At 69.3% G+C, this 26100-nt stretch carries 24 protein-coding genes; 18 read left to right on the top strand and 6 right to left on the bottom strand.

Features of this window, described 5'->3' with window-relative positions; all coding sequences use genetic code 11:
• The first annotated feature begins 159 nt into the window (after nt 1-159).
• The 3 genes from OX958_RS05190 (at nt 160) to OX958_RS05200 (ending at nt 3958) form a co-directional block, all read left to right on the top strand.
• Nucleotides 160-759, top strand: coding sequence for an isochorismatase family protein (locus OX958_RS05190; RefSeq protein WP_270136020.1), 600 nt, complete (start codon nt 160-162; stop codon nt 757-759).
• 7 nt (nt 760-766) lie between these two features.
• A complete protein-coding gene (locus tag OX958_RS05195; protein WP_270136021.1) occupies nt 767-1702 on the top strand; it encodes a GlxA family transcriptional regulator in 936 nt (311 codons plus the stop codon).
• Nucleotides 1703-1816: 114 nt separating this feature from the next.
• Nucleotides 1817-3958 (top strand): MMPL family transporter, encoded by a 2142-nt coding sequence (locus OX958_RS05200; RefSeq protein WP_270136022.1) that lies wholly within the window; start codon nt 1817-1819, stop codon nt 3956-3958.
• Nucleotides 3959-4015: 57 nt separating this feature from the next.
• Here OX958_RS05200 and OX958_RS05205 read toward each other — a convergent pair whose 3' ends face one another.
• Nucleotides 4016-7216 carry a glycoside hydrolase family 3 N-terminal domain-containing protein gene (locus OX958_RS05205; RefSeq protein WP_270136023.1) on the bottom strand — a complete coding sequence of 1067 codons (3201 nt, stop codon included), beginning with the start codon at nt 7214-7216 and terminating at the stop codon, nt 4016-4018.
• A gap of 133 nt (nt 7217-7349) precedes the next feature.
• Complete coding sequence (locus OX958_RS05210) at nt 7350-7961, bottom strand: hypothetical protein (protein ID WP_270136024.1); 612 nt, start codon at nt 7959-7961, stop codon at nt 7350-7352.
• Nucleotides 7962-8143: 182 nt separating this feature from the next.
• Here OX958_RS05210 and OX958_RS05215 point away from each other — a divergent pair, with 182 nt between their 5' ends.
• A complete protein-coding gene (locus tag OX958_RS05215; RefSeq protein WP_270136025.1) occupies nt 8144-9106 on the top strand; it encodes an LLM class F420-dependent oxidoreductase in 963 nt (320 codons plus the stop codon).
• Nucleotides 9107-9251: 145 nt separating this feature from the next.
• Here the strand turns inward: OX958_RS05215 and OX958_RS05220 are convergent, their stop codons facing one another.
• Nucleotides 9252-10646 (bottom strand): lytic transglycosylase domain-containing protein, encoded by a 1395-nt coding sequence (locus OX958_RS05220; RefSeq protein WP_270136026.1) that lies wholly within the window; start codon nt 10644-10646, stop codon nt 9252-9254.
• A 283-nt stretch (nt 10647-10929) separates the two neighbouring features.
• On the opposite strand from OX958_RS05220, the gene hemL reads away from it, so the two are divergent.
• From hemL to OX958_RS05285, 13 genes are all read left to right on the top strand, one after another.
• Nucleotides 10930-12252 carry a glutamate-1-semialdehyde 2,1-aminomutase gene (gene hemL / locus OX958_RS05225; RefSeq protein WP_270136027.1) on the top strand — a complete coding sequence of 441 codons (1323 nt, stop codon included), beginning with the start codon at nt 10930-10932 and terminating at the stop codon, nt 12250-12252.
• 11 nt (nt 12253-12263) lie between these two features.
• Nucleotides 12264-12914: a histidine phosphatase family protein gene (locus OX958_RS05230; RefSeq protein ID WP_442913248.1), complete on the top strand. Its 651-nt coding sequence runs from the start codon at nt 12264-12266 to the stop codon at nt 12912-12914.
• Entirely contained in the window at nt 12914-13504 is a 591-nt protein-coding gene (locus tag OX958_RS05235) for a TlpA family protein disulfide reductase (RefSeq protein ID WP_270136028.1), read from the top strand. Before OX958_RS05230 ends, OX958_RS05235 begins: the two co-directional genes overlap by 1 nt.
• A gap of 17 nt (nt 13505-13521) precedes the next feature.
• Nucleotides 13522-14265 carry a cytochrome c biogenesis CcdA family protein gene (locus tag OX958_RS05240; RefSeq protein ID WP_270136029.1) on the top strand — a complete coding sequence of 248 codons (744 nt, stop codon included), beginning with the start codon at nt 13522-13524 and terminating at the stop codon, nt 14263-14265.
• A 1-nt stretch (nt 14266) separates the two neighbouring features.
• Entirely contained in the window at nt 14267-15895 is a 1629-nt protein-coding gene (resB, locus tag OX958_RS05245) for a cytochrome c biogenesis protein ResB (protein ID WP_270136030.1), read from the top strand.
• Nucleotides 15892-16899: a c-type cytochrome biogenesis protein CcsB gene (ccsB, locus tag OX958_RS05250; protein ID WP_270136031.1), complete on the top strand. Its 1008-nt coding sequence runs from the start codon at nt 15892-15894 to the stop codon at nt 16897-16899. The genes resB and ccsB overlap by 4 nt, the downstream gene beginning before the upstream one ends.
• 2 nt (nt 16900-16901) lie before the next feature.
• On the top strand, nt 16902-17153 hold the full coding sequence (locus OX958_RS05255; protein WP_270136032.1) for a DUF4229 domain-containing protein: 252 nt from the start codon (nt 16902-16904) through the stop codon (nt 17151-17153).
• Nucleotides 17154-17174: 21 nt separating this feature from the next.
• Nucleotides 17175-18350 carry a sensor histidine kinase gene (locus OX958_RS05260; protein WP_270136033.1) on the top strand — a complete coding sequence of 392 codons (1176 nt, stop codon included), beginning with the start codon at nt 17175-17177 and terminating at the stop codon, nt 18348-18350.
• Complete coding sequence (locus OX958_RS05265) at nt 18347-19024, top strand: response regulator transcription factor (RefSeq protein WP_270136035.1); 678 nt, start codon at nt 18347-18349, stop codon at nt 19022-19024. Before OX958_RS05260 ends, OX958_RS05265 begins: the two co-directional genes overlap by 4 nt.
• An 81-nt stretch (nt 19025-19105) precedes the next feature.
• Nucleotides 19106-19561: a DUF6463 family protein gene (locus OX958_RS05270; RefSeq protein ID WP_270136036.1), complete on the top strand. Its 456-nt coding sequence runs from the start codon at nt 19106-19108 to the stop codon at nt 19559-19561.
• Nucleotides 19561-19995 (top strand): LIC_13387 family protein, encoded by a 435-nt coding sequence (locus tag OX958_RS05275; protein ID WP_270136037.1) that lies wholly within the window; start codon nt 19561-19563, stop codon nt 19993-19995. Before OX958_RS05270 ends, OX958_RS05275 begins: the two co-directional genes overlap by 1 nt.
• Before the next feature lie 124 nt (nt 19996-20119).
• The gene (locus tag OX958_RS05280) at nt 20120-20731 is read left to right on the top strand and encodes a TetR/AcrR family transcriptional regulator (protein ID WP_270136038.1); all 612 of its coding nucleotides are present in this window, start codon (nt 20120-20122) and stop codon (nt 20729-20731) included.
• Nucleotides 20732-20792: 61 nt separating this feature from the next.
• Complete coding sequence (locus tag OX958_RS05285) at nt 20793-22349, top strand: MFS transporter (protein WP_270136039.1); 1557 nt, start codon at nt 20793-20795, stop codon at nt 22347-22349.
• 61 nt (nt 22350-22410) lie between these two features.
• Here OX958_RS05285 and OX958_RS05290 read toward each other — a convergent pair whose 3' ends face one another.
• Entirely contained in the window at nt 22411-22893 is a 483-nt protein-coding gene (locus OX958_RS05290; RefSeq protein ID WP_270136040.1) for a GNAT family N-acetyltransferase, read from the bottom strand.
• 44 nt (nt 22894-22937) lie between these two features.
• Entirely contained in the window at nt 22938-23954 is a 1017-nt protein-coding gene (locus tag OX958_RS05295; RefSeq protein ID WP_270136041.1) for a M48 family metallopeptidase, read from the bottom strand.
• Between the two features lie 106 nt (nt 23955-24060).
• On the opposite strand from OX958_RS05295, the gene OX958_RS05300 reads away from it, so the two are divergent.
• Complete coding sequence (locus tag OX958_RS05300) at nt 24061-25200, top strand: PLP-dependent cysteine synthase family protein (protein ID WP_270136042.1); 1140 nt, start codon at nt 24061-24063, stop codon at nt 25198-25200.
• On the opposite strand, the gene OX958_RS05305 is transcribed toward OX958_RS05300, so the two are convergent.
• Nucleotides 25197-26069, bottom strand: a complete 873-nt coding sequence (locus OX958_RS05305; RefSeq protein ID WP_270136043.1) for a 1,4-dihydroxy-2-naphthoate polyprenyltransferase — start codon at nt 26067-26069, stop codon at nt 25197-25199. The two genes, OX958_RS05300 and OX958_RS05305, sit on opposite strands and share 4 nt — an antisense overlap.
• Nucleotides 26070-26100 lie beyond the last annotated feature (31 nt).

Raw genomic sequence — 26100 nt, forward strand, 5'->3', positions numbered from 1 at the left:
AGGCAGGGTTGTCCAGTGTTTGGAATAGTTTGTAACGGTTCGAATTCGTCCGATGACTCCACGCACTGCTGGAGTGCCGTCCGACAGCTGACCGGATCGGTCCGGCCGGAGACGTGATGCGGTCTTACGCGAGGCCGGTCGGACCCGGACGATAGAGCCATGACTCAGATAGCGCTGCTCGTGATCGACGTTCAGGAATCCTTCCGGGTCCGGGAGAACTGGAGCGCGGTGAACCATCCCGACATCGCCGATCGGGTGGACCGGCTGGTGCACGCCGCCCGCGCCAAGGGTGACCTGGTGATCTGGGTCCTGCACACCGAGCCCGGGACGGGTGGAGCCTTCGACCCGGTCAATGGTCACGTCCGCTTCATCGACGGCCTCGAGCCCCTCGCCGACGAGCCGGTACTGCGCAAGACCTCGCACAACGCCTTCACCACCACGAATCTGCAGCAACTGCTCACCCAGCAAGGCATTCGCGAACTCGTCATCAGCGGCATCCGCACCGAGCAGTGCTGCGAGACCACCACCCGGGTCGCCTCCGATCTCGGGTACGACGTCGTCTTCGTGACCGAGGCGACCGCGACCACGCCGTTGCCGCACTGGACGCTGCCGGCCGATGCCCCGCTGGCCGACGTACTGGCGGATCCTCGCACGCTCTTCCCGGAGACGGTCGTCGAGCGGACGGAATACGTGCTGGCCGGCCGGTTCGCCACCATCCGGACACTCGATGAGGTGGCACCCGCGGTCATGGCATCCTGACCGGATCATGCCTACCAAGGTCGTCTTCCTCCTGCTGCCGAAACTCCACCTGCTGGACCTCGCCGGTCCAGCCCAGGTGTTCTCGACCGCGAACGACCTCGGGTACGGCTACGAACTGAGCTATCTGGCCGAGACCCAGGAGATCGTCACCGCGCAGGGAGTGCCGATGAGGGCTCAGCTGGAGTGGCCGGAGTTGCGGTCGAGCGACCTCGTCGTGGTACCGGGCTGGCGGTCACCGCGGCTGACGCCGACCCCACCACTCTCGGCAACCACCAAGCAACGGCTGCGGACCCATCACGCGGCAGGCGGGTCGATCGCGAGTGTCTGCTCGGGGGCAGACGCTCTTGGTGCCGCCGGCCTGCTCGACGGCCGCCGCTACACCACACATCACGACCTGACCGACGAACTCGCCGCGCGGTACCCGAAGGCCACCATGGTCCGCGACGTCCTGTACGTCGAGGACGAACGCGTCATCACCTCGGCCGGAATCGCCAGCGGGATCGACCTGGCGCTGCATCTCGTCGCGGTCGCGCGAGGCGCCGAGGTGGCGGCCAGGATCGCGCGGGAGATGGTCGTCTACGCCCGCCGCAACGGTGACGAGCCGCAAAAGAGCGCGATGCTCCGCCACCGTGGCCACCTCAGCGACCTCGCGCACCGGGTCCAGGACGTCATCGACAGCCGGTACGCCGAACAGCTGCGGCTGGCCGACCTCGCCAGGGGAGTGGGCGTCAGCGAGCGGACGCTCACCCGCATCTTCACCCAGGCCACCGGGCTCACGCCGTTGCGCTACCAGCAACTGCTGAGGCTGGAGCGTGCCGAGCACCTGATCGGCCACGGCTCCACCGTCGAGGCGGCGGCCCGTGCCGTCGGTTTCGAGGACGCCCGGATGCTTCGCCGGCTTCGCTCCCGCCCACTCACCGACTCCGAGCCGGTCGCGGGGTAGACGTAACTCCCCCTTCCCATGGGGGCTGGCACTCCTGAGTTCTCTCCTGCTGGCTACCACGCTTTGAGTATCGCGGGCAGGGTGTCCGCACGGGGGCAGCGAGAGGTAACCAGGATGAGCAGGGGATCGATGACGGTGCGCGTCGCGCGCTGGAGTGCAACCCATCCGTGGCGCGCGATCGGCCTTTGGATGTTGCTGGTCGTCGTCGCGGTCGGCTTGATGATCGCGGTACCGAAACAGGCCACCAAGGCCGAGGACACCTGGACGGGCCAGTCCGGTACGGCGTCCGAGCTGATCCGCGCGGCCGGGCTGGAGGACAAGCCGGGTGAGACGGTCCTGCTGACCGACCCCGACGGTCCGCTCGACCGGGCGGCCGCCACGACGGCCTTCGCGCAGCTCCAGCAGAAGCTGGCCGCTGTCGATGCGGTCGACACGGTGGGGGAGCCGATCTGGGCGGAGAACGGCAAGGCAGCGCTGCTGCCGGTCACGTTGAAGGGCAACGCCGACGATGCCGCCGACAACGTCGACAAGGTGCTCGCGGCAACCAGTGAGGTACAGCAGGCCAATCCGTCGCTGACCATCGCCCAGGCCGGTGAAGCCTCACTGGACCAGGGCATCTGGAAGCAGGTGGGGGCCGACCTGGCCCGGGCCGAGAAGATCAGCCTGCCGCTCACCTTCGTCCTGATGCTGCTCGCCTTCGGCGCGCTGATCGCGGCCGGAATCCCTGTCCTGCTGGCCTTCTCGGCGGTCGGCGCCGCGCTCGGCTTCTACGCGCCACTGTCCTACCTGTTCCCTGACGGCGGCTCCGTGGCGAACGTCGTGCTGCTGATCGGCATGGCCGTCGGCGTCGACTACTCGTTGTTCTATCTGAAGCGCGAACGGGAGGAGCGGCAGCGCGGTCGCAGTACGGTCGACGCGGTCGAGATCGCGGCGGCCACGTCGGGGCACTCGGTGGTTGTCTCGGGCCTTGCGGTGATCGTGTCGATGGCAGGCCTGTACGTCGCGCAGGACCCGGTCTTCTCCTCGATGGCCACGGCAACGATCGTCGTCGTGGCGGTGGCGGTGCTCGGATCCCTCACGGTGCTGCCGGCGCTGCTGGTCAAGCTCGGCCACCGGGTCGATCGCCCGCGCGTTCCGCTGCTCTGGCGGCTCAACCGCCGGATCGGTCCGGGCGGTATCAGCCGACGGCTGCTGGCCCCGGTACTGCGCTTCCCCAAGGTCGCGCTGGGTCTCTCGATCGTCGCGGTGGTGGCGCTCGCGGTACCGGCGCTGGGGATGAAGACCGAGCCGGGTGGGTTGAGCACGTTGCCGCAGAGCATCCCCGAGGTGCGCACGATGACCGCGCTGCAGCAGAACTTCCCGTCCGAGGGGATGTCCTACGATGTGGTTGCCAAAGGCAATGATGCGGTGACCGGGCTGACCGAGGTAAGGCGGGCAGCGGTGGCGAGCAAGGAGTTCGTGGTGACGCCGGGAAGTGAGATCCGGCAGGCCGGTGACACCGCGGTACTGACGCTGGTGTCGGTTCGTCCGGACACGAGTGAGGACGCCCGGGCGGCGCTGGACCGGTTGCGTGACGACGTGGTGCCGTCGGCGCTGAGCTCGGTCCAATGGGCGGTCGGCGGGCAGTCGGCGCAGTCTGTCGACTACGGGCAGCACCAGCGCGACCAACTGCCCTACGTGATCGCCTTCGTGCTGGTCCTGACCCTGGTGATGATGGCGGCCACCTTCCGCAGCCTGGCGATCGCCGTCGTCACGACGCTGCTGAACCTGGCCTCGGTGGCGGCCTGCTTCGGTGTGCTGTCGCTGGTCTTCCAGCACACCTGGGCCGAGGGCCTGCTGGACTTCACCTCACCCGGCTTCGTGGTGTCGTGGATTCCGGTGTTCCTGTTCGTCATCCTGGTCGGACTGTCGATGGACTACCACGTGTTCGTCCTCGGCCGGATCCGCGAAGGCGTGCAGGCCGGCTTGTCGCCGCGGGAGGCGGTGCGCAAGGGGATCACCGAGTCGGCCGGGGTGGTGACCAGTGCGGCGGCCGTGATGGTCTCGGTGTTCGCCGTCTTCGCGACGCTGGGAATGATGGAGATGAAGCAGATGGGGGTCGGGCTGGCGGTCGCGGTCCTGATCGACGCGACGCTGGTACGGATCGTGATGCTGCCGTCCATCCTGGTGCTGCTCGGCCGGTTCGCCTGGTGGCCGAACAAGTTGTCCGCTGCCCGGCCGGCGGCGACGGACGACCGGGAACTGGTCTCCGTCTGACCGGGAAAAGCAGGAGGGGCCGGCGAGGTGCAACTCGCCGGCCCCTCCGTCTGGCGGTTACTTCAGGTTGTACGCGGCCGTCAGCTTGGCGATCGCGTTGGTGAGGTCACCGCTGAAGGCCAGGTGCTCCGCGTCGGCGGTGAGCTTCGACGTGGCCTCGTCGAGGTTCTGGCCGATCTGGTCCTGGGCGATCCAGCGAGCTCCGGCGACGACGGCGTCGTCCTCGTTGGAGGTGTCCACCGAGGTCAGCTGCAGGTACTTGCCTGCCTGGCCGAGTGCGGCCAGCGCGGTCGTTGCCTGCGGCCCGGACCAGTCCTTCACCTTCAGCGCCTGGTCGAGCGCAGCGGCGGCGAGCACGACGTTCGGGTCCGCCGGCGCCCGGCGCAGCAGGTCCCTCCTGGTGTCGGAGACGTTCTCGCGGGCGGCGGCCTGGGTGGTCAGACCCCAGCCGTACGGGTACTGCGGGTCGTACGCCGCGTCGCCGACGTTGATCGGCTGCTGTGCCTCCGACTTCGCCCAGGTGACCGGCAGGCGGCCGCTGAACGGGCGCTTGCCGAACAGGACGTCGGCCACGCCGGCGCCCTCGGTGCCCGGCAGCCAGGACGCGACCAGCGCGTTGATCTGACCGAGCTGGTCGGCGATCACCTGCGGGCGGCCGGAGACCACCAGCACGACACACTTCATCGCCGCGCAGACCTTCTCCACGGCGGCTTTGTCGCCGGCGTTCAGGCCGAGCGTGTGGCCGTTGTTGCCGACGTCACCGATGCCCTCGGCGTACGGCTTCTCGCCGACGACGACCACCCCGACGTCGTGCCCGTCGGTCGGTGCCGAGGCGTCCTGGCTGAACGTCGCGGTCGGGGCCACCTGCTTGATGCCGTCCAGGATCGTCGTACCGGTGGTGGTGCTGCCGGAGCCACCCTGCCAGCTGATCGACCAGCCGCCGAGCTGGTTGCCCAGGTCGTTGGCGTTGCCACCGGCCACGTAGACCTTCGCGGTCGGTGCCAGCGGCAACAGGTTGCCGTCGTTCTTCAGCAGCACCTGCGACTTGGCCGCGGCCTCCCGGCCGACCGCGCGGTGGGCCGGCGAACCGACCGAGCCGAGCCGGGTCGGGTCGGAGTACGGGCGCTCGAACAGGCCGAGCCGGAACTTCTGCACCAGGATCCGGCTGACCGCGTCGTCGATCCGGGCCTGGCTGACCCGGCCGGCGGTGACCTCGTCGGTCAGGCCCTGGGTGAAGCCCTGGTAGTTGGTCGGCACCATGATCATGTCCAGACCGGCGTTGATCGAGGTCCGGATGTCGCTCGGGTAGTCACCGGGCAGCTGGTCGATCGCCTGCCAGTCGCTGATCACGAAGCCCTCGAAGCCCATCTTCTGCTTGAGGGTGCCGTTGATCAGCGCGTCGTGACCGTGCATCTTCAGCGGCGGGCTGACGGTCCCGCCGTTGTCGTCCAGGATCTCGACGCTCGAGTACGACGGCATCACGGTGCCGACGCCGAGGTCGACCGAGGTCTGGAACGGCGACAGGTGGATGTCCTCGAGCTGCTTCTGGGTCACCTTGGTGATGCCCTGGTCGATCTTGTAGCTGCCGGTGCCCGACGACCCGTACGTCGTACCGCCGTCGCCGACGTAGTGCTTGGCGGAGGCCAGCACGCGCTTGTACTGACCCAGCTCGCTGCCGTCGGCCTTGCCCTGCATGCCGGTGATGACACTGGCCATCACCTTCACCAGCGCGGGGTCCTCGCTGAAGCCCTCGTACGAGCGGCCCCAGCGGTCGTCGCGGACCACACAGACGCAGGGAGCGAAGTCCCACGGGATACCGGTGGCCCGGACCTCGGTCGCGGTCACCTCACCGGTCTTGCGGGCCAGGTCGGCGTCGTGGGTCGCGCCGATCCCGATGTTGTGCGGCAGGATCGTCGCGCCGATCACGTTGTTGTGGCCGTGCACCGCGTCGACGCCGTAGATCAGCGGTACCTGCAGGCGGGTCGCCTGCGCGTTGAGCTGGAAGCTGTCGATCATCGCGGCCCAGGCGGCCGGGGTGTTCGGGGTCGGCACCGAGCCGCCACCGGACAGCAGCGAACCCAGCGCGTACGTCGCGATGTCGCTCTTCGCCTTCAGCGCGTTCCGCTCGGCCTGGGTCATCTGGCCGACCTTCTCGGCCAGCGTCATCCGGCCGAGCAGGTCCGCCACCCTGGTCTGCACGGGCAGGGCGGCGTTCAGGTACGGCAGGTCGTGCGCGTTGACCACCACCTGCGGAGTGACGGCCGGAGCCTTCGCGCCGGTGACCGTGAGCTCGAACGGGATGGTCTCGGCCACCTCGGCCGTGGTGTCGCGTTTGGTGATCACCTTGACCACCTGCGACGCGCCGGACGGCGTACCGGCCGGGAAGGTGAAGGCACCGGAGACCGGGCTGTAGTCGCCGGTACCGGCGCTGCCCGTCCCCGTGCGGTACTCGACCGTGACCGGCTCGTCCAGCGGCAGTCCGCCGGTGGTGGAGAGGCTGATGTTGACCTTCGCCGTGCCACCCTCCTTGACCGGGTAGACACCGGCGTCGGTGACGATGCTCGCCTTCAGGGCGGGGTCGGCCTTGCCGTAGACCTCGACCTGGTCGATGGCGAACTCACCAGGAGCGCCGCCGGGCATGGTGAAGGCGTAGCCCCACATCTGGGTCAGGTTGAGGATCTGGTCGATCCCGCCGACCGGCTGGTAGTCACCGCGGTAGCTGAGCTCGCTGAACGGGATCTCGACCAGGTGCCAGCCTTCCCAGTCGTCGGTGAAGCTGGTGTTCCACAGCTCCGACGCCTCGGCGTTCGCGCCACCGTCCTTGATCTCGAAGGCGATCCGCTTGCCCGAGCCGGGTGGCAGCGGGGCGGTGTTCTGCCCGTACCACCAGAACCGGATGCCCTTGTGCGCCGACCAGTTCCCGGGGTTCTGGTCGAAGGTCACGTCGTGGCTGAACCCTCCCCAGCCACTGATGTCGTACTTGCCGTGCAGCACCTTGCTGCCCACCGGCGCGTCGGCGCGCTCCTGCAGCTCCATCGTGGGCGGGTCGTCGGCGTCACTGCCCCAGCCGAAGATGCCGGGGTTCGGCGGCGACGCGAACGGCTCCGCCCCCTCGAACGCGGCCAGCACGGTCGGCTCCGGGTCGTCGGCCGCCGCCTGCGCGGCGACCCCGAGCGGCAGCAGTCCGGTCACCAGCGCGGCCACGGTGATGAGAGTCGTACGTCGTCTGGGCGGGCGGAAACCAGGCCACCTGGGCATGGGCGACTCCTCAAAGATCAGGCGCGAGCCTCACGCACGCGTCGCGCCCGACTCTCAGCCCTCCCAGCCCCCTGGTCAAGACCCCACCGGTTCCGGAACTAGAGCGCTCTCACTCCGCAAGATTCCACCCGAATCACCGTTTTCTGAGGTAAGCGGCACCCAGCGCCCCGGGCCGCATGAACGGGCGCGGACCGGCCGGGGAATGGTGGAAGCGGACCAGCTCGATGGTATCGATCGTGACCTCGCCGAAGCCGGTGGTGCGGTAGGACCGGATCCAGTCGACGAGCCGGGCGGGCTGGGGGATGTCGGTGGTGAAGTGGAGGAGATTGACGTACCAGAGGTTGCGGCCGTAGTCGCGCTCGTGCCAGCCGTCGTCCCCGAGCTCGTCGGCGAGGCGAGACATCAGGAGGGTTGCCTGGTCGTCCAGGGCAACCGCCGAGGCCATCACCGTGCCGGAGGTAAGGGTGAGGCCGGTGACCTTCAGGCGGGCTGGGCCGGTGATGGCGGCAGCGCGCTCGATCGCCGCCTGATAGCGCTTGACGACTGGTTCATCGGGGTCCACGGTCGGGCGGTAGTACTCCAGCGCCCGAACGGTGAGGTGCGCGGAGCCCGCCTGACCGGTCTGCCAGTGCCCAGCGCCTGCCAGGGCCGCTGCCTCCACTGTCAGGGCGTCGAGGGTCCGGCTCAGAGCGCCGTCGACGGGCGGCCGCAGTACGACGCTGACCGGCCAGCGGCCGCCTTCCACCGGCGGGGTGTCGCGTTGGTGGTTGCCGCTCGAGATCAGCGGTACGGCCTCGGTGAAGAGCTCGTCGAATCTGGTCGGGTGGATGGTGGATCCTCGATTCAGAAGCTGGAGTGCGGTTATTCAGTGGGAATTCAGTAGGTGTGGTGCTGGACCGGTTCAGAGTGGACGGCTTGGATGGTGGGATGACTACACGGTTTGGATTGTTCGTTCCGCAGGGCTGGAAGATGGATCTCGCCGGGTTCAGTGACCCGATCGAGCAGTGGGAGGCGATGACGGCCGTCGCGAAGAAGGCCGACGAGGGGTCCTGGGACTCGATCTGGTTGTTCGACCACTTCCACACGGTGCCGGAGCCGAGCACCGAGAGCACCTTCGAGTGCTGGACCGCGACGGCGGCGCTGGCCCGCGACACCCAGCGGGTGAACATCGGCCAGATGGTCGGTTGCAACGGCTACCGCAACCCGGCGCTCTACGCGAAGATCGCCTCCACCGTCGACGTCGCCAGCCACGGCCGCCTGTACGCCGGGCTGGGCGCGGGCTGGTACGAGCACGAGTGGAAGGCCTACGGGTACGAGTGGCCCGAGCTGAAGGACCGGATGGGCGCCTTCCGCGAGGCCACCGAGATCATCTACAAGATGTGGACCGAGGACGAGCCGGTCTTCGACGGCAAGTACTACTCGATCGACAAGCCGATCAACGAGCCGAAGGGGGTGCGCAAGCCGCACCCGAGCCTCTGGATCGGTGGCGGCGGCCCGAACGTCACGCTGAAACTGGTCGCGAAGTACGCCGACGCGGCCAACATCGGCGGCGGCGACCCCGACGTGATCCGGGAGAAGACCGCGATCCTGAAGGGGCACTGCGAGGCGATCGGCCGCGACTACGACCAGATCATCAAGTCCACCGGGATCAACGCGTTCCCGATCGACCAGGGCGACGACCCGGTCAGGGCGACCGCGAAGGCGCTCGGCCCGATGGACCGGGACAAGTTCGACCGGGACAACCTGATCGGTACCGACGACGAGATCGCGAACAAGGTCGAGGCGGCCCTCGAGGCCGGCGCCGACTACGTCATCTTCTACGTCCCCGGCGTCGCCTACGACCTCGACCTGGTCAGCCGGATGGAGCAGATCACCCAGCGCTTCGCCTGACCCGCGGAAAAGCTGAGAGATCTTCAAATAAGCGTTTGGCCACGAAAAGGGCGACGCCACGGAGTCGGGGGGAGGAGCTCCGTGGCGTCGCCCGGGGCGCGCCCAAGGGGGGAGGGGTGGGACAGGCGCGCCGGTCGAGGGGTGGTCAGTTGCCGAGGATTCCGCCGCCGAGGACTCCGAGCAGGCCGAGCAGCGAGAGCAGGTTGCGGATCACCTGATCGACGGCCTTGACGCCGCCGGTCTGGAACGCGGTCACGCACTTCTGCAACTGGTCCTGGGTCGGTCGGGTGATCGTCACCTTCGCCATCTCCGCCTGGCAGTAGGTGGTGGCCCTGGTCAGCTCGGTCAGGGTGCTGCCGACGGTGCCGACGATCAGGCCGACCGAGGTCTGCAGCTTCGCGACCACTGGCGCGACCACCGGCGGAACGGCGGGCGGCTGGGTCGCCGGGGGCTTGGTGGTGGTCGGCGGAGTGCTGGGCTTGGTCGTGGTCGGCGGCTTGGTGGTGCCGGGCGTGCTCGGCTTCGTTGCCGGCGGCCGCTTGGTCGGGCTGGTCGTCGGTTTGCCGTCGCCGCCCTGCACCACGCTCGGGGTCGGGGTCGGCTTGCTCGCGCCCGGATAGAGCGGCAGGTCGACCGCCTGCGGCAGGTTGTCGTCGGCGGGCGCGTCCACGGCCGGATCGTCGATCTGGCCGCCGGCCCGGTCCACGCCCTGGCCGTCGCTCTCGGTGCCGTTGCCGACGGCGATCCAGCTGCCACCGGCGTACGCCTTGGCGATGCTGACCACGAGATCGACGTACTGCTGGGAGTGGTTGTAGCGCAGTACGGCGGCGTTGAGGTCCGAGGCCTTGGACAGGTTGCCGTTGCCGGAGCACAGGTAGACGGCCGTCGACATGGCCGCGTCGTCGATGTCCTGCGGGTTCTTCACCCCGTCGCCGTCACCGTCGACGCCCATCGACTGCCAGGTCTGCGGAATGAACTGCATCGGCCCGACCGCACGGTCGTAGGCGGCGTCGCCGTCCAGCTTGCCGCCGTCGGAGTCGGTGATCCGGGCAGTGCTCGTGCCGTCCAGCCGTGGGCCGAGGATGCCGGGGGTGGCGACGCCGTCGGTCATCAGCGAGTTGCCGCCGAAGCGGCCGTGGTTCGACTCGACCCGGCCGATCGCGGCGACCAGGGTCCACGGCAGCTGGCAGGCCGGATCGGCCTGCGCCAGCACCTGCTGGGCTCGCGAGTACGCCTTCAGCGCGACGGTGGGAATGCCGTTGCGGGACAGGCCGGAGACCACCTGGGTCGGCTGCTCGCCGGGATCGACGCCGTGGCCGACCAAGCCGGGGACCGGCACGTTCGCCGGGTCGCCGATCGGGGTCTTCGGCACGACCACCGGGTTGTTCTTGGAGACACCCTGCTCCAGCGACGCTGTCGCGACCGCCGGATCGTCGGTGGCACTGACGGTGAACGCGCTCGCGAACAGCGCCAGCGGAATCAGCGGCGCCACCTGACGCCACCCGCCTCCGCCCAGAGCGCGACGCTTGCCTTTCGCCATCGATGATCCCCTCCGTGACTCATCGACCTGCCCCGCCCACCCTGCGGGCAAATCTTGCGGCCCAGTTCTGCGGTACTCCGTCCGGCGACCGTCCGTGCTAGCTCTAACGCGCGTCCCGTGTGCGGGGTTACGTGGTAAGTGCGGACAGTGCCCGGTCGGTCACCGGGTACCCATACTGGCCCGTAACAAGGCGGCTGTGAACCCCTGACCGCCGGAGGCCGCCAGATCTTCCCGTTCGGGCAGCCGGTCCCCGCCCACCCGGCGTACTGGTCTGTCGGGGAGAATGGCGGCCGTGCCCGACAACACCAAGCTTTCCGCCAGCCTGTTCGATCGAGCCTCCGCCGTCACGCCGGGCGGGGTGAACTCCCCGGTCCGCGCCTTCCGCGCCGTCGGCGGGACACCGCGGTTCATGGCCTCCGGTGACGGATGTCACATCATCGATGTCGACGGCAACACTTATGTCGACCTGGTCAGCTCCTGGGGACCGATGCTGCTCGGTCACGCGCACCCGGAGGTGACGGCCGCCGTCCAAGCCGCGGTCGGCCGCGGTACGTCGTACGGGACACCGACGCAGCCCGAGGTCGAGCTGGGCGAGGAGATCGTCGCCCGTACGCCGGTCGACAAGGTGCGGCTGGTCTCCTCCGGGACCGAGGCCACCATGTCGGCGCTGCGGCTGGCCCGCGGAGCCACCGGCCGGGCGAAGATCGTGAAGTTCGCCGGCTGTTACCACGGTCACGTCGACGCGCTGCTGGCCCAAGCCGGCTCGGGCGTCATCACCCTGGGCATCCCCGGTACGCCGGGAGTCACCGAGGCGACCACCGCCGACACGATCGTGCTGCCCTACAACGACCAGGCGGCCGTCACCGAAGCCTTCGCCCAGTACGGCGACCAGATCGCCGCGGTGATCACCGAGGCCTCGCCGGGCAACATGGGGGTCGTCCCGCCGGCCGACAACTTCAACGCCTTCCTGGCCAGGACCTGCAAGGACAACGGCGCCCTGTTCATCTCCGACGAGGTGATGACCGGCTTCCGGATCACCAGGTCCGGCTGGTACGGCGTCGACGGCGTCGTCCCCGACCTGATGACCTTCGGCAAGGTGATGGGCGGCGGCTTCCCCGCTGCGGCGTTCGGCGGCCGGGCCGACCTGATGGCCCACCTGGCGCCGGAAGGATCGGTCTACCAGGCCGGCACCCTGTCCGGGAACCCGATCGCGACCACGGCCGGCCTGACCACGCTCCGGCTGGCGACCGACGAGGTCTACGCCAAGCTCGACCGGACCTCGGCCACCATCCAGCGGCTGGTCTCGACCGCGCTGGACCAGGCGGGTGTGCCGTACGTCATCCAGAACGCCGGGAACCTCTTCAGCGTCTTCTTCGTGGACCCGACGGAGGGTTCCGGACCGATCCGGGACTTCGCCGGGGCGGGTGCCCAGGTGCTGCCCCGGTTCGCTGCTTTCTTCCATGCCATGCTGGACAACGGCGTCTACCTGCCGCCGAGCGCCTTCGAGGCCTGGTTCGTGAGCGCCGCGATCGACGACGACGCTCTCGCCCAGCTCGAGACCGCACTGGCGTCCGCTGCCCGCGCAGCCGCCGCCGTAGAGAACTGAAGGGATCGGCAGTGACCGAAACGACGGTCGTGCACCTGATGCGTCACGGCGAGGTGCACAACCCGGCCGGCGTGCTCTACGGCCGGATCCCCGACTACCACCTGTCCGAGCTCGGCCGCCGGATGGCCGACCGGGTCGCCGAGCACGTGGCCGGCCGCGACATCGTGCACCTGGTCAGCTCGCCGCTGGAGCGGGCCCAGGAGACGATGGAGCCGATCGCCAAGGCGTTCGGGCTGACCCCGGACATCGACGAGCGGGTGATCGAGGCGGCGAACCAGTTCGAGGGCAAGAAGTTCGGTGTCGGCGACGGCGCGCTGCGCCAGCCGAGCGCCTGGTGGCTGCTGCGGAACCCGTGGAAGCCGTCCTGGGGCGAGCCCTACGGCCAGCTGGTCCGCCGGATGCGCGACGCGATCGAGACCGCCCGGCAGAAGGCGGCCGGGCACGAGGCACTGATCGTCTCCCACCAGCTGCCGATCTGGATCGTCCGGTCCGCGATCGAGAACCGCCGGATGCTGCACGACCCGCGCAAACGGCAGTGCAGCCTGGCCAGCCTGACCTCGTTCACCTTCCACGGCGACTCGATCGTCTCGGTCGGCTATGCCGAACCCGCCAAGGACCTGCTGCCGGTGAAGGACCCGAAGAAGTTCGCGGGCGGCGCGTGATGATCCGTCCCGCGTCAGTCCTCCGTACGGCGTCCGCTGCCGCCGCGGTCCTGATGGTCGCGACGGCCTGCTCGTCGGGGCAGGACGCGAAGGACAGCAGGCAGGGTCAGACCGGCTTCGTCAGCGGCTCCGGCCGGGTCTCCAGCTTCGCGCCGGCCGACCGCGAGAAGGCGCCCGACTTCCAGGGCACCACGCTCGACGGCAAGCCGTGGAAGTTCTCCGACCAGGCCGGCAAGGTGGTCGTGCTGAACGTCTGGGGATCGTGGTGCCCGCCGTGCCGCAAGGAGGCCCCGGACTTCGCCGCGGCCGCCAAGGAGCTGGGCTCGGGCGTCCAGTTCATCGGGCTGAACACCCGCGACCTCGACCCGGCGCCGGCGAAGAAGTTCGTCGAGGTCTTCGAGGTGCCCTACCCGAGCATCTACGACCCGGCCGGCAAGCAGTTGCTGCTGTTCCGTGGACAGAAGATCTCGCCGTCCTCGATTCCGGCGACCGTGGTGATCGACAAGCAGGGCAAGGTCGCTTCGCGGGTGATCGGTGAGGTGACCAAGCAGACTCTGCTCGGAATGGTGGCTGATGCTGCCGCGAGTTGACCCAAGGAATCGGCACAGTGGGTGAGTGGTTCGCCCAGTCGATGACGGGCTCGATGCTGGTGGCGCTGCCGATCGCGGTGCTGGCCGGCGCGATCTCGTTCTTCTCGCCCTGCGTGGTTCCGTTGCTGCCGGGCTACCTCTCCTATGTGACCGGGCTCTCCGCGGCCGAGCTGGGGTCCGGGCGGCGCGGCCGGATGCTGGCCGGGACGAGCTTGTTCGTCGCCGGTTTCTCCGCCGTCTTCATCCTGACCGGCGTGCTGTTCGGTGCCGCCGGCAGCGCGCTGATCGAGCACCAGTCGGTGATCACCAAGGTGCTCGGCGGCGCGACCGTCGTGCTGGGACTGATCTTCCTCGGTGGCTTCGGTTTCGCCCAGCGCGACGTCCGGGTGCATCGGGTGCCGGCGGTCGGGATCGCGGCGGCGCCGTTGCTCGGCGTGCTGTTCGGCTTCGGCTGGACCCCCTGCATCGGGCCGACCCTCGGCACGGTGATGAACCTGGCGGCCAGCGAGGGCAGCTCCGGCCGGGGTGCGATCCTGGCGCTGGTGTTCAGCCTCGGACTGGGTATCCCGTTCATCGTCGCCGCGCTGGCCTTCCGCAAGATGCTCGGAGCGGTCGCCTGGGTACGCCGGCACCAACTGCTGGTGATCCGGATCGGCGGCGTCCTGATGATCGCCGTCGGACTACTGCTGCTGACAGGAGTGTGGGACTCGATGACCGCCGATCTCAGGCAATGGGTCGCCAACTTCGGATCGGCGGTGTGAGATGACCGACGTCAAGGAACGGGTCGGGACACCCGCGCCGCCACCGGAGCTGCCGAAGCTCGGCCTGGTCGGCACCCTGCGCTGGGCCTGGCGCCAGCTGACCTCGATGAAGACGGCCCTGGTGCTGCTCTTCCTGCTCGCGCTCGGCGCGGTGCCGGGGTCGCTGATTCCGCAGACCGCGATCGACCCGATCAAGGTGGCCGACTTCTTCGAGGCACACCCCAAGCTGGGGCCGGTCTACGACAAGCTCGGGCTCTTCGACGTCTACAAGTCGCCGTGGTTCTCGGCGATCTACCTGCTGCTGTTCATCTCGCTGATCGGTTGCGTGGTGCCGCGGTTGCGGGTCTACCTGAAGGCGATGCGGGCCCGGCCACCGAAGCCGCCGCGCAACCTGAACCGGCTGCCGGGGTACCAGTCGTTCGAGCCGGCCGCCGACGGCGACGTACTGGAGCTGGCCGCGACCGAGCTGCGCCGCCGCCGTTTCCGGGTCGAGCTGTACGACGGTGCGGTGGCCGCCGAACGCGGTTACCTGCGCGAAGCGGGCAACCTGCTGTTCCACTTCTCCCTGATCCTGGCCCTGATCGGCGCCGCCTGGGGTGCGCTGTTCGGCTACCGCGGCACCGTACTGGTTGTCGTGGGCAACGGATTCTCCAACTCGGTGGCGCAGTACGACGACTTCAGTCCCGGCCGGATCTTCACGCCCGACGACCTGCCGCCGTTCTCGCTGACGGTGAAGAGCTTCACGGTCAAGTTCCAGACCGACGGCCCGCAGCGGGGCGCGGCCCGCGAGTTCAACGCGCCGATCAGCTACCAGGAGACGCCGGACTCGCCGGAGCGGTCGTACGACCTGCGGGTGAACCATCCGCTCAAGGTCGACGGCACCAGCGTGTACCTGCTCGGCCACGGCTACGCGCCGAAGATGACGGTGCGGGACGGCAAGGGCGACGTCGCCTTCTCCGGACCGGTCCCGTTCCTGCCGCAGGACGGCAACTTCTCGTCGTTCGGAGTGGTCAAGGCGCCGGACGGCCGGCCCGAGCAGCTCGGCTTCGAGGGCTATTTCCTGCCCACCGGTGTGATCGACCCGGTCAAGGGACCGACCTCGGTCTTCCCGGACGCGGCCAACCCGGTGCTGGCGATGACGGCGTACTACGGCCGGCCGCAGGTCGAGACCGGCAAGCCGCAGTCGGTCTACCAGTTGGACAAGACCAAGCTGACCCAGTTCGAGGGCGACGACGGCGACAAGCTGCGGTTCCAGATCGGGCCCGGCCAGACCTTCACGCTGCCGGACCAGCGCGGTTCGATCACCTTCGACTCCTACGAGCGCTGGGTGAAGCTGCAGGTCGGGCACACCCCTGGGCTCAACCTCGCGCTGGCCGGGATCTCGCTCGCCATTCTCGGCCTGATGGGCTCGCTGTTCATCCACCCACGGCGTACCTGGGTGCGGCTCCGGACCGAGGACGGGCGTACCGTGGTTGAGGTCGCCGGGCTGGATCGTGGGCCCGAGCGTGGCCTCGGGGACGAGATCCAGGCCATCGCCGACGCGTTGAGACCCGCAGAGCAGCAGACAGAGCAATCGGCCGGGCAACCACCAGCAGAGCCGGCAGAGACACCGAAGCAGGAGCAGCCATGAGCCCGGAGACTTACGCGCAGATCTCCAACCTGGTCATCCCGACGGCGACCGTCGTCTACGCGATCGCGATGATGGCGCACACGCTCGAGTGGGCGATGGGCCGCTCCGTGGTCGCGACCGAGGCCACGAAGAAGGCCGATGTCCTGGTCGGTTCGTCCAGCACGGGCGGCGGCGAGGTGGCCGGACCGGCCGAGTCGGCGACGGCCGGTGGGTCTGCTGGTGGCGCGGTCGAGCGGTCCGCGCGGGCCGAGGCGGCCAGCCGGATCGGCGTACTGCTGACCTGGCTGGGCTTCGCCCTGCACCTGGTCGGTGTCGTCACTCGTGGCCTCGCGGCCGAGCGGGTGCCGTGGGGCAACATGTACGAGTTCTCCATCACCGCGTCGCTGGCGGTGTCGGCGGTCTACCTGCTCTTCGTGCACCGCTACAAGCTGCAGTGGCTGGGGCTCGGCGTCACGCTGGTCGTCGCCGCTGTGCTCGGCCTGGCGACGCTGGCCCTCTACACGCCGGCTGGACCGCTGGTGCCGGCGCTGCACTCCTACTGGCTGGTGATCCACGTGGCCGCCGCCGCCATCTCCGGTGGCGCGTTCACGATCGGCGGTCTGGTCTCGATCCTCTACCTGGTCAAGGCGCGTGCCGAGCGGCGCGTGCTGGCCGGCGGGACGATGTCGGTGTCGCTGAAGCGGCTGCCGAGCTCCGAGGCGATGGACGGTACGGCGTACAAGGTGCTGGCGTTCGCCTTCCCGCTGTGGACCTTCGGTGTGCTGGTGGCCGGGCCGATCTGGGCGGAGTACGCGTGGGGCCGCTACTGGGGCTGGGACCCCAAGGAGGTCTGGTCGCTGGTCACCTGGGTCGTCTACGCGGCCTACCTGCACGCCCGCGCCACGGCCGGCTGGCGTGGCCGCCGGGCCGCCATCATCGCGATCGTCGGCTGGCTCGTCTTCATCTTCAACTTCGTCGGTGTCAACCTGCTCGTCTCGGGCCTGCACTCCTACGCCGGGGTCTGACGATGAAAGAGTTCGCGATCTACACCGGCCTGCGGCTGGCCTTGTTCCTCGTCTCCTTCGGCATCCTCTGGGTGGCGCTGCACAGCTGGCTGACCATCTGGCCGCTGCTGCTGCTCGCCCTGGTCATCACGTCGATTCTGTCGCTGTTCGTACTCCGCACGGCTCGCGAGCGCCTCGCCGCCACTCTGGAGGCCCGCGCCACCCGGATGACCGACCGGATGGAAGCCTCCCGTTCCGCCGAGGACAAGGACTGACCGAGGAGTAGCGCGGACCTCGTGACGACTCCTGCCACCGCGCCGGCGCCCCGCTGGCTGGGCGACGCCGGGCAGGTGGCGCTCGCGGTGGTCCTGGCCGGCGTCCTGCTGCCGCCAGGACTGCAGTCGGTCCACGTCGGTGGGGTGCCCGCCGCCTGGGCTGTCGCGATCGCAGGCGCGATCATCGTGGTGCACCTTTGCGTCACGACCGCGCGCCGCCGGCCGATCCACTCTTTCGCCGTCGGCTCGTTCGCTTGCGCGATCCTGCTGGTCGCACCGGAGGTCGATGGCGTCACCGACTTCCTGGAGTCGAGCAGGTACAGCCCGATCCTGCTGCCGAGCGCGCTGTGCTTCTTCCCCCTGCTGTACGCCGTCAGCGCCCACACCCGGCCGCCGTGGCCGAACGCCGCGCTCGGGGTCGGTCTGGTCGGCAGCGGCCTGACCCTGGCACGACTGTGGGGCTTCACCGGTACGCCGATCAGGCCGTGGGCGTGGTGGCTGCTGGTCGGTACTGCCGCCGTCGGCGGAACGGTCGCCGCCTGGTCCATGGGGCGCTACCGAGCGACCCGGGCCGCCTGGACGGCGCAACTGGCCGAACGTGCTGCCGCTGACGAGCGCCGCCGCATCGCGCGTGAGATGCACGACGTGGTGGCGCATTCGCTCGCGGTGATGGTCAGCCAGGCCGAGGCCGGACGGCTGGTGGTTCCAGGGTCGCCTGAGCGCGCGCCGGAGATTCTCACCACCATCGCCGACGCGGGCCGCGAGGCGCTCACCGAGATGCGCGGGCTGCTCGGCGTACTGCGTGACGACGAGGTGCCGACCGAGCCCCAGCCGGGTCTGGCCGACCTGCCTGCGCTGATCGAGCGGGTGCGGGCAGCAGGTGTCGAGGTCGAGTTCTCGGCGGACGAGCCACTGCAGGTGCCGCCGGCGGTCGGGCTCACCGTCTATCGGGTCGTTCAGGAGTCGCTCACCAACGTGACCCGCCATGCGGGACGACGGGCTACCGCGCGCGTGACGGTCGGGCGCGCGGCGGACGGCATCGGCGTACTGGTGACGAATACTGGAACCGTGCCCACGGCGGCGCGTCCTGGACGGGGACTGACCGGCATGCGGGAAAGGGTCGAGGCGGTGGGTGGAACACTCGAGGCCGGACCGGCCGGCGAGGGCTGGCGAGTCAGTGTGAAGGTGCCGCTATGACCGAGCCCGACCAGATCCGCGTGGCCGTGGCCGACGACCAGGAACTGATTCGTTCCGCGCTGCGGATGATGGTCGAGAGCCAGCCCGACCTCCTCTTCGCCGGAGAGGCGGCCGACGGACTCGATGCGCTGGCGCTGGTGCGTTCGCGCCGGGTCGACGTGGTGCTGATGGATCTGCGGATGCCGAGGCTGGACGGCATCCAGGCGACGGCGACGATCACGGCCGAGCAGCCCGGCTGCCGGGTGATCGCCCTGACCACCTTCGACCTGGACGACTACGCCTTCCGGGCGCTGCGGGCCGGCGCCGGCGGCTTCCTGCTCAAGGACGCGCGGAGCGAGGAGATCATCGAGGCCGTCCGGACGGTGCATGCCGGTCACGGCGTCATCGCGCCGTCCACCACCCGGCGCCTGATCGAGCACCTCACGGCCGTACCCGAACCCGATGCCGCCCGCGCCGCCGAGGTCCGGGCGGCGTTGACCCCGCGCGAGTTCGACACCCTGCTGGAGTTGGCGACCGGTGACACCAACCGCGAGATCGCCGCGCGGTTGCACCTGTCGGAAGCGACCATCAAGACCCACGTCGGGCATGTACTGGCCAAGCTCGGTCTGCGCGATCGGGTGCAGGCCGTCGTACTGGCCTACGAGACCGGTTTGGTGGGCCCGGCCCGGCGCTGATCGCCACCTCATCCTGCGGGATGAGGTGGTCGCGACCTCCGGGCGACGCGGGGACGAGCTCGGCAGACGATCTTGGCTGCTATGACGACTATCGACACCACCCCCGCCGTGGCGCCGGCCGGACGACGGAGCCGGAAGGTCCGGATCGCCGGCTGGCTCCTCACCGCCGCCGGCCTCGGTCACACGCTGGGAAGCTTTCTCGAGACCGCCCCGGATCACCTCAGGACCTGGTTCGACGGGCACTTGTGGAGCCAGGCGGACTACACCGCCTGGAGCGATGCGGCAGCCGGATTCTGGTACTCCGCGTTCAGTTTCGGACCGCCGCTGCTGCTGGTCGGCGTCACCGTGCTGTGGCTGGAGCGCCGGGGGATCACTCCGCCGCTGGTCATCGCCGTGTCGGTGGCGACCTGGGTCATCGTCACGTTCGTCGCCTCCGGGCCCTCGCCGTTGCCGCTTCTCCTGATCGCCTCGGGGCTGCTGATCGCCGAGTCCCGCCGGACCGGCACTCTCGCTCCGTTGCCAGGGAAGAAGTCGTGATGCCCGGCTTCCGCGTCGGCGCCTGGTGCTGGATCGCCACCGGCACGGGACACACCCTCGGCGACCTCGTCCTGCGCGTTTTCCCCATGGACGGCGACAAAGCCATCGATGCCGCGATGCGCGCGCATCCGTTCGAGCTGTTCGGCCTGCACCGCAGCTACTACCAGGTGACGATGGGCTTCAGCCTGGTGATGGGGGTCTGCCTGGTGTTCGTGGGCGTGCTGCTGCTCCACATCCACCGGATCACTCCGCGCCGGAGTCTGCGGCGAGCCGCCGTCCTCGGTCTGGGGATGTCGGCGGTCGCGCTGACTCTCAGCGCCTTGTTCGAGCCGCCGCCGCCGATTGTTCTGTTCAGCGCGGCCTGCGTGGCGTTCGCGCTGTCGGCGTACGGGCGGCGTGATACCAGTGAGCCCGTGGTACGGAAAGTGACGTAGGCCACTTGGCAGTTTCCCGGAAATTCGTTTGTGCATTCCTTCACATGAGTCGTAACGTAGTGGATGAAACGAAACCGTTTCGTTCTATCAGCTACCGATCGACTACAGAGGGTGATGCGCGACCATGACGGATGTCGCCGATGCAGGGCCACGCCAGCGGCCGCGGGTCGAGGGGGGTCGCGAGGAGGAGATCCTCGACGCCACCGTCGAGGTGCTCGCCGAGCTCGGCTACGACCGGCTGACGATGGACGCGGTGGCGACGGCCGCCAAGGCCAGCAAGGCGACGCTGTACCGGCGCTGGTCGACCAAGGCGGAGCTCGTGGTCGACGCGATCAGCCGGGCCAAGGGGTGTCCGGTGCCGGTCGGGTCCGACACCGGCAGCCTGCGCGGCGACCTGATCGCGATCTCGTGCGGCGAGGGCGGCTTCACCGCCGAGATGCCGATGTCGGTGATGGCCGGTCTGCTGACCGCGCTGCACCGCGACGAGGAACTCAAGACGGCTTTCCAGGCGCAGTTCCTGGCGCCCCGGATCGCGGTCACCACCGAGATCTACCAGCGCGCCGTCGATCGCGGTGAGATCGCCGCCGACGTCGACGTCGCGCTGCTGTCGATGACCCTGCCCGCGCTGGTCATCCACAACGCTTTCGTGCTCGGCGTCGAGCCGACCGATGACCTGGTGCTCCGCGTCATCGACCACGTCATCCTGCCTGCGGCGCGGGGGTCGCAGGTGAGCTGATCCGGCGGGTGCCGGAGCAGCGACCAATCAGCCAGTACCACCCAAGAGGGGAACTTCCAGCATGTCTGAAGACGTCATCAAGGCCGACTCGCCAGGGGGGCGGCCGGTTGACCAGGGGGCCGGACCGGCGGCGCACGGCCACCGCAATCTCGGCATCGCGCTCGCGCTGATCTCCATGGCGCAGCTGATGGTGGTGCTCGACGGCACCATCGTCAACATCGCCCTGCCGCACATCCAGAACGATCTCGGGTTCAGCGACGCCACCCTGCCGTGGGTCGTCAACGCCTACGCGCTGGCCTTCGGTGGCCTGCTGCTGCTCGGCGGCCGGATCGGGGACATCCTCGGCCGCCGCAAGGTGTTCGTCTTCGGCGTCGTGCTCTTCGGGGTGGCGTCGTTCATCGGCGGTATCGCCCAGAGCGAGGGCGTCCTGCTCGCCAGCCGGATCCTGCAGGGCCTCGCGGCCGCGGCGGCCTCGCCGAACGCGCTCGCGCTGATCACCACCACCTTCCCGGCCGGCAAGGAGCGCAACCGCGCGATGGCCGTGTACGCCGCGATGTCCGGCGCCGGTGCGGCCGTCGGCCTGATCCTGGGCGGCGCGCTGACCGAGGCGTCCTGGCGCTGGACCTTCTTCATCAACACCCCGATCGGCCTGATCGTCGCGGTGCTGGCGTTCCGGTACCTCGGTGAGTCCGCTCGCCAGCACGGCAAGTTCGACATCCCCGGCGCGGTCACCGGTACGGTCGGTCTGACCGCGCTCGTCTACGGTCTGACCAACGCCGGGACCGAGGGCTGGAGCAACGCCGTCACGCTGGTCTCCATCTTCGGTGGCCTGGCCCTGCTCGCGCTGTTCCTGGTGATCGAGGCCCGGTCGAAGCACGCGCTGATGCCGTTCCGGATCCTCGCGAACCGGACCCGTGGGGTCAGCTTCTTCGTGATGCTGATCGTCGGAGCGGCGATGTTCTCGATGTTCTACTTCCTCGGCATCTACATCCAGAACGTGCTCGGCTACAGCGCGCTGAAGACCGGTTTCGCCTTCCTGCCATTCAGCTTCGGCATCGTGATCGCGGCCCAGGTCGCCTCGACGCTGATCGCCCGGATGGACCCGCGCTGGATCTCCGGAGCGGGCAGCCTGCTGATGGCGGCCGGGATGTTCGGCTTCAGCCGGCTCGAGGTGGACTCCGGCTACGCCACCCACCTGCTGCCGTTCATCGTCGTGCTGGCCTTCGGGATGGGCCTGATCTTCGTCCCACTCACCCTGACCGCGGTCAGCGGAGTCGCGAACGAGGACTCCGGGGTCGGGTCAGCGGTGCTGAACACGGTCCAGCAGATCGGTGGCGCGATCGGCCTGGCGCTGCTGGGCACGCTGTCGGCCAACGCGATCAAGGACAAGTTCGCCGAGCTCACGCCGGGGCTGGCGAAGGCTTCGCAGGCCTCGCCCGACCAGGCCGAGATGCTGGCGAACCAGGCCAAGGCCGTGGCCACCACGCACGGTTTCACCACCGCGTTCCTGGTGTCGGCGATCATCGGTGTCGGCGCCGCGATCATCACCCTGGTCGGCCTGTCGGTCAAGCACCAGGACCTGGCCGGCGACGACAACAAGCCGGTTCACCTGGGCTGATCCAGCTCAACGACCACGGAGGGCCGCTTCCCCGGCAGGGGAGGCGGCCCTCCGTCGTTCGTCAGAGCGGCTTGCGCATGATGATCTCGCGCTGGACGCCGTCGGGCATCAGGACGCCGGGGAGGCCGGTCTCGACGAAACCGCTGCGCAGGTAGAGCGCGTGTGCCCTTTGGTTGCCATCAGCAACGGACAGCTGGAAGGTGCGGGCGCCGGCGTCGCGGGCGGTGCGCTCCACCTCGGCGAGCAACAGCTCACCGAGGCCGCGGCCCCGGCCGGCCGGGGCGATCCACATCGAGACCAGCTCGATCACGCCGTCCTTGTCGCTCCGCAACCCGCTGGCCATGCCGACCGGCCTACCGTCGAGGACGGCGACGAAGTTGCGCGAGGCGGGCAGGCTGAGCCGCGCCCGCCAGCGCTCTTCCTCGGCGTCGACCCAGTCGGCCAGTCGCGAGCCGAACGCGTACGGCGCTTCTTCGAGGGCGGCCAGCCGCAGCTCCCGCCACAGCCGCCAGTCGTCGGCGGTCAGTTCCCGGAGTTCGATCACCCCGCCACCCTCTCGCGGCGGCGGGGGCCGTTTCAAACGACTTGTCAGCGCGGCGGGAACTTCGAGGAGACCCAGTCGCGGACGCCGCCGAGGCCCTCGCCCATGTCGCGGACGAGCTTGGCCAGCGGGTCCTGGGAGCGGGCGAAGGCGTCGGAGTACGACTTGGCCGCGTTCTTCGCCTCCTGGCTCATCGAGGCGTCGCCGTCGTCCTGCCGCTTCGGGTAGGTGCCGGAGACGATCTGGGTGTACTCGCCCTCGTCCACCCAGCGGCGCAGTTCGTGCGCGCGGATGACGGCCAGCGGGTGGGTCTGCGCCTCGAGCAGCAGCAGCTTCAGCACACTGTCGCGCAGGTCGCCGGCGCTCTCGTACTCCGTGCCCTGGGCAAGGAAGGCGGTGGTGTCCAGCTGCTCGAGCTGTCCACCGCTCGCGAGCTTCATCTGCACCCGCAGCGCGGTCGCCGGGTCCTGGACGGCGAGCAGGCCGGCCCGGTCGCTGGACAACTCGGCCTTGCGGGACCACTCGTGCAGCGCGGCGATGATCGCGCGCAGCCCGAAGGCGCCGATCGGCATCCAGTTGACGGCACCGGTGATGCGCATCAGCCAGAGCAGCAGCGACTGGTAGAGCGCGTGACCGCTCTGTGCGTGGCCGAGCTCGTGACCGAGGATGAACCTGGTCTCCTCGTCGTCGAGGCCCTGGACCAGCGCGCTGTTCAGCACGATGAACGGCTTGTCCATGCCGATCGTGACCGCGTTCCAGACCGGGCTGTTGGTGACGTACAGCTCGGGCAGCTGACGCACGTCGAGGGTCGTCGCGGCCTCGGTGTAGAGCCGGTGGATCTTCGGGAACTGCCGCTCGTCGACCCGGATCGCCGAGCCGAGGTACTCCAGCCGGAAGGCGCGCTCATTGATCAGCCCGGACATCTTCCGCAGGATGAAGTCGAAGCCCTTGAGCTGCCGCAGCGCGACCAGCGCGCCCCGGTCGGCGGGGTGTTCCCAGGCCCGCGAGCTGATGTCGGTCAGAGTGGCCCGCGGCCGCGTCGGCCGCTCTTCGTTCTCGCTCATCGTTCCCCCACCGGGTCGTCGTGTGCAGACCAACCTAGCTCGCCGGAGGGGCGGTTGCAGAAAGTAGGAATACCGCAACACAGCGTTCTGCCCCTAGCCTGGCGGAATGAGTGAGGGAGTAGGAGCCAGCAGCCGTCCGGTGCCGTCGCGAGAGGTGGACCGGCGCGACGACAAGGCGCGGGCCTGGGTGTCGGAGGCGATCCGGCTCGTCGAGGCCGACGCCAACCGGAGCGCGGACACCCACCTGCACGTCTTCCCGATGCCGGCGGCGGCCGGTGTCGACCTGTACCTGAAGGACGAGTCGGTGCACCCGACCGGCTCGCTCAAGCACCGGCTGGCCCGGTCCTTGTTCCTGTACGCGCTCTGCAACGGCTGGATCCGCGAGGGCACCACCGTGATCGAGGCGTCCAGCGGCTCCACCGCGGTCAGCGAGGCGTACTTCGCTCGGCTGCTCGGGCTCCCGTTCGTCGCGGTGATGCCGGCCTCGACCAGCCCGGAGAAGATCGAGCTGATCGAGTTCTACGGCGGCCGATGTCACTTCGTCGAGCGGTCCGGCCAGATCTACGGCGAGGCCAAACGGCTGGCCGAGGAGAGCGGCGGGCACTACATGGACCAGTTCACCTACGCCGAGCGGGCCACCGACTGGCGCGGTAACAACAACATCGCCGAGTCGATCTTCAGCCAGCTCAGCCTGGAACACCACCCGATCCCGGCCTGGATCGTGGTCGGCGCGGGCACCGGCGGCACCTCGGCGACCATCGGCCGGTACGTCCGCTACCAGCGGCACGACACCTCGGTGGCCGTGGTCGACCCGGAGAACTCGGCCTTCTTCCCGGCCTTCGAGTCCGGTGACGGCGACTTCGCCACCGGCCGCCCGTCCCGGATCGAGGGTATCGGCCGGCCGCGGGTGGAGCCGTCGTTCGTGCTCGGCGTGGTCGACCGGATGATCGCGGTCCCCGACGCCGCCTCGATCGCGGCGATGCGGTTCTGCTCGAAGGTGACCGGCCGGATGGTCGGCGGCTCCACCGGGACGAACCTCTGGGGTTCGCTGCGGCTGGCGGCCGAGATGCGGCGGACGGGCGTGGAGGGCAGCATCGTGACGCTGCTGTGCGACAGCGGCGACCGGTACGGCGCGACGTACTACGACGACGCCTGGCTGAAGCGCAACGGGATCGACCTGGCGCCGTACACGGAGACGCTGGAGGGTTTCGCGCAGTCGGGGCGCTGGCGCGAGCCGCTGCGCTAGCTGCCGAGGAAGAGGCCGATGGTCAGGCCGACCGCGTACACGAGCTCGGTGAGGCCGGTGCCCTGCAGCACGGGGATGAGTGCGGGGCCGACGGCATCGCTCACGACGATCTTGACCGACTTGGCGGCCAGTGGCAGGGCGATGAGTGCCAGGAGAGCCCACGGGGTGGCGAGCGCCGAGAGGGCGGCCAGGATGAACGCGAGGGCGATCAGGGCGGCGTACAGGCGGCGGGAGCGGGGAGCACCCAGTACTACGGCCAGCGTCCGCTTGCCCGTCACCGAGTCGGTGGGGATGTCGCGGAGGTTGTTGGCGACCAGGAGCGCGCAGGCGATGCTGCCGATGGCTACGGCGCCGGCGACTGCGGTCCAGTGGAGTTCCTCGGCCTGCACGAACGTCGTACCGAGCACTGCGACCAGGCCGAAGAACACGAAGACGCTGACCTCACCGAGGGCGCGGTAACCGTAGGGCTTCTTGCCGCCCGTGTAGAACCAGGCTCCCACCAGCGACGCGGCTCCTACGATCAGTAGCCACCAGGACGAGGTCGCACAAAGCACTACGCCCAGTACTGCGCCCAACCCGAAGCAGGTGAACGCTGCGGCCTTGACCTGCTGAGGGCTGGCCACCTTGGAGCCCACCAGGCGCAGCGGTCCCACCCGGACCTCGTCCGTGCCGCGGATGCCGTCGCTGTAGTCATTGGCGTAGTTGACGCCGATCTGGAGCAGCAGGGCCACGCCGAGCGCGAGGAGGGCCTTCCACCAGACGAAGCTGTCGAGGTAGGCGGCTGCGCCGGTGCCGACGAGCACTGGGGCGATCGCGGCGGGCAGGGTGCGAGGGCGGGCGCCTTCGATCCACTGGGCAGGGGTGGCCATGGCAAACGATTCTGTCAGCCCCGTGACGGGG

Origin of the sequence: Kribbella sp. CA-293567 (assembly GCF_027627575.1) — a bacterium.
Classification (GTDB): Bacteria; Actinomycetota; Actinomycetes; order Propionibacteriales; family Kribbellaceae; genus Kribbella.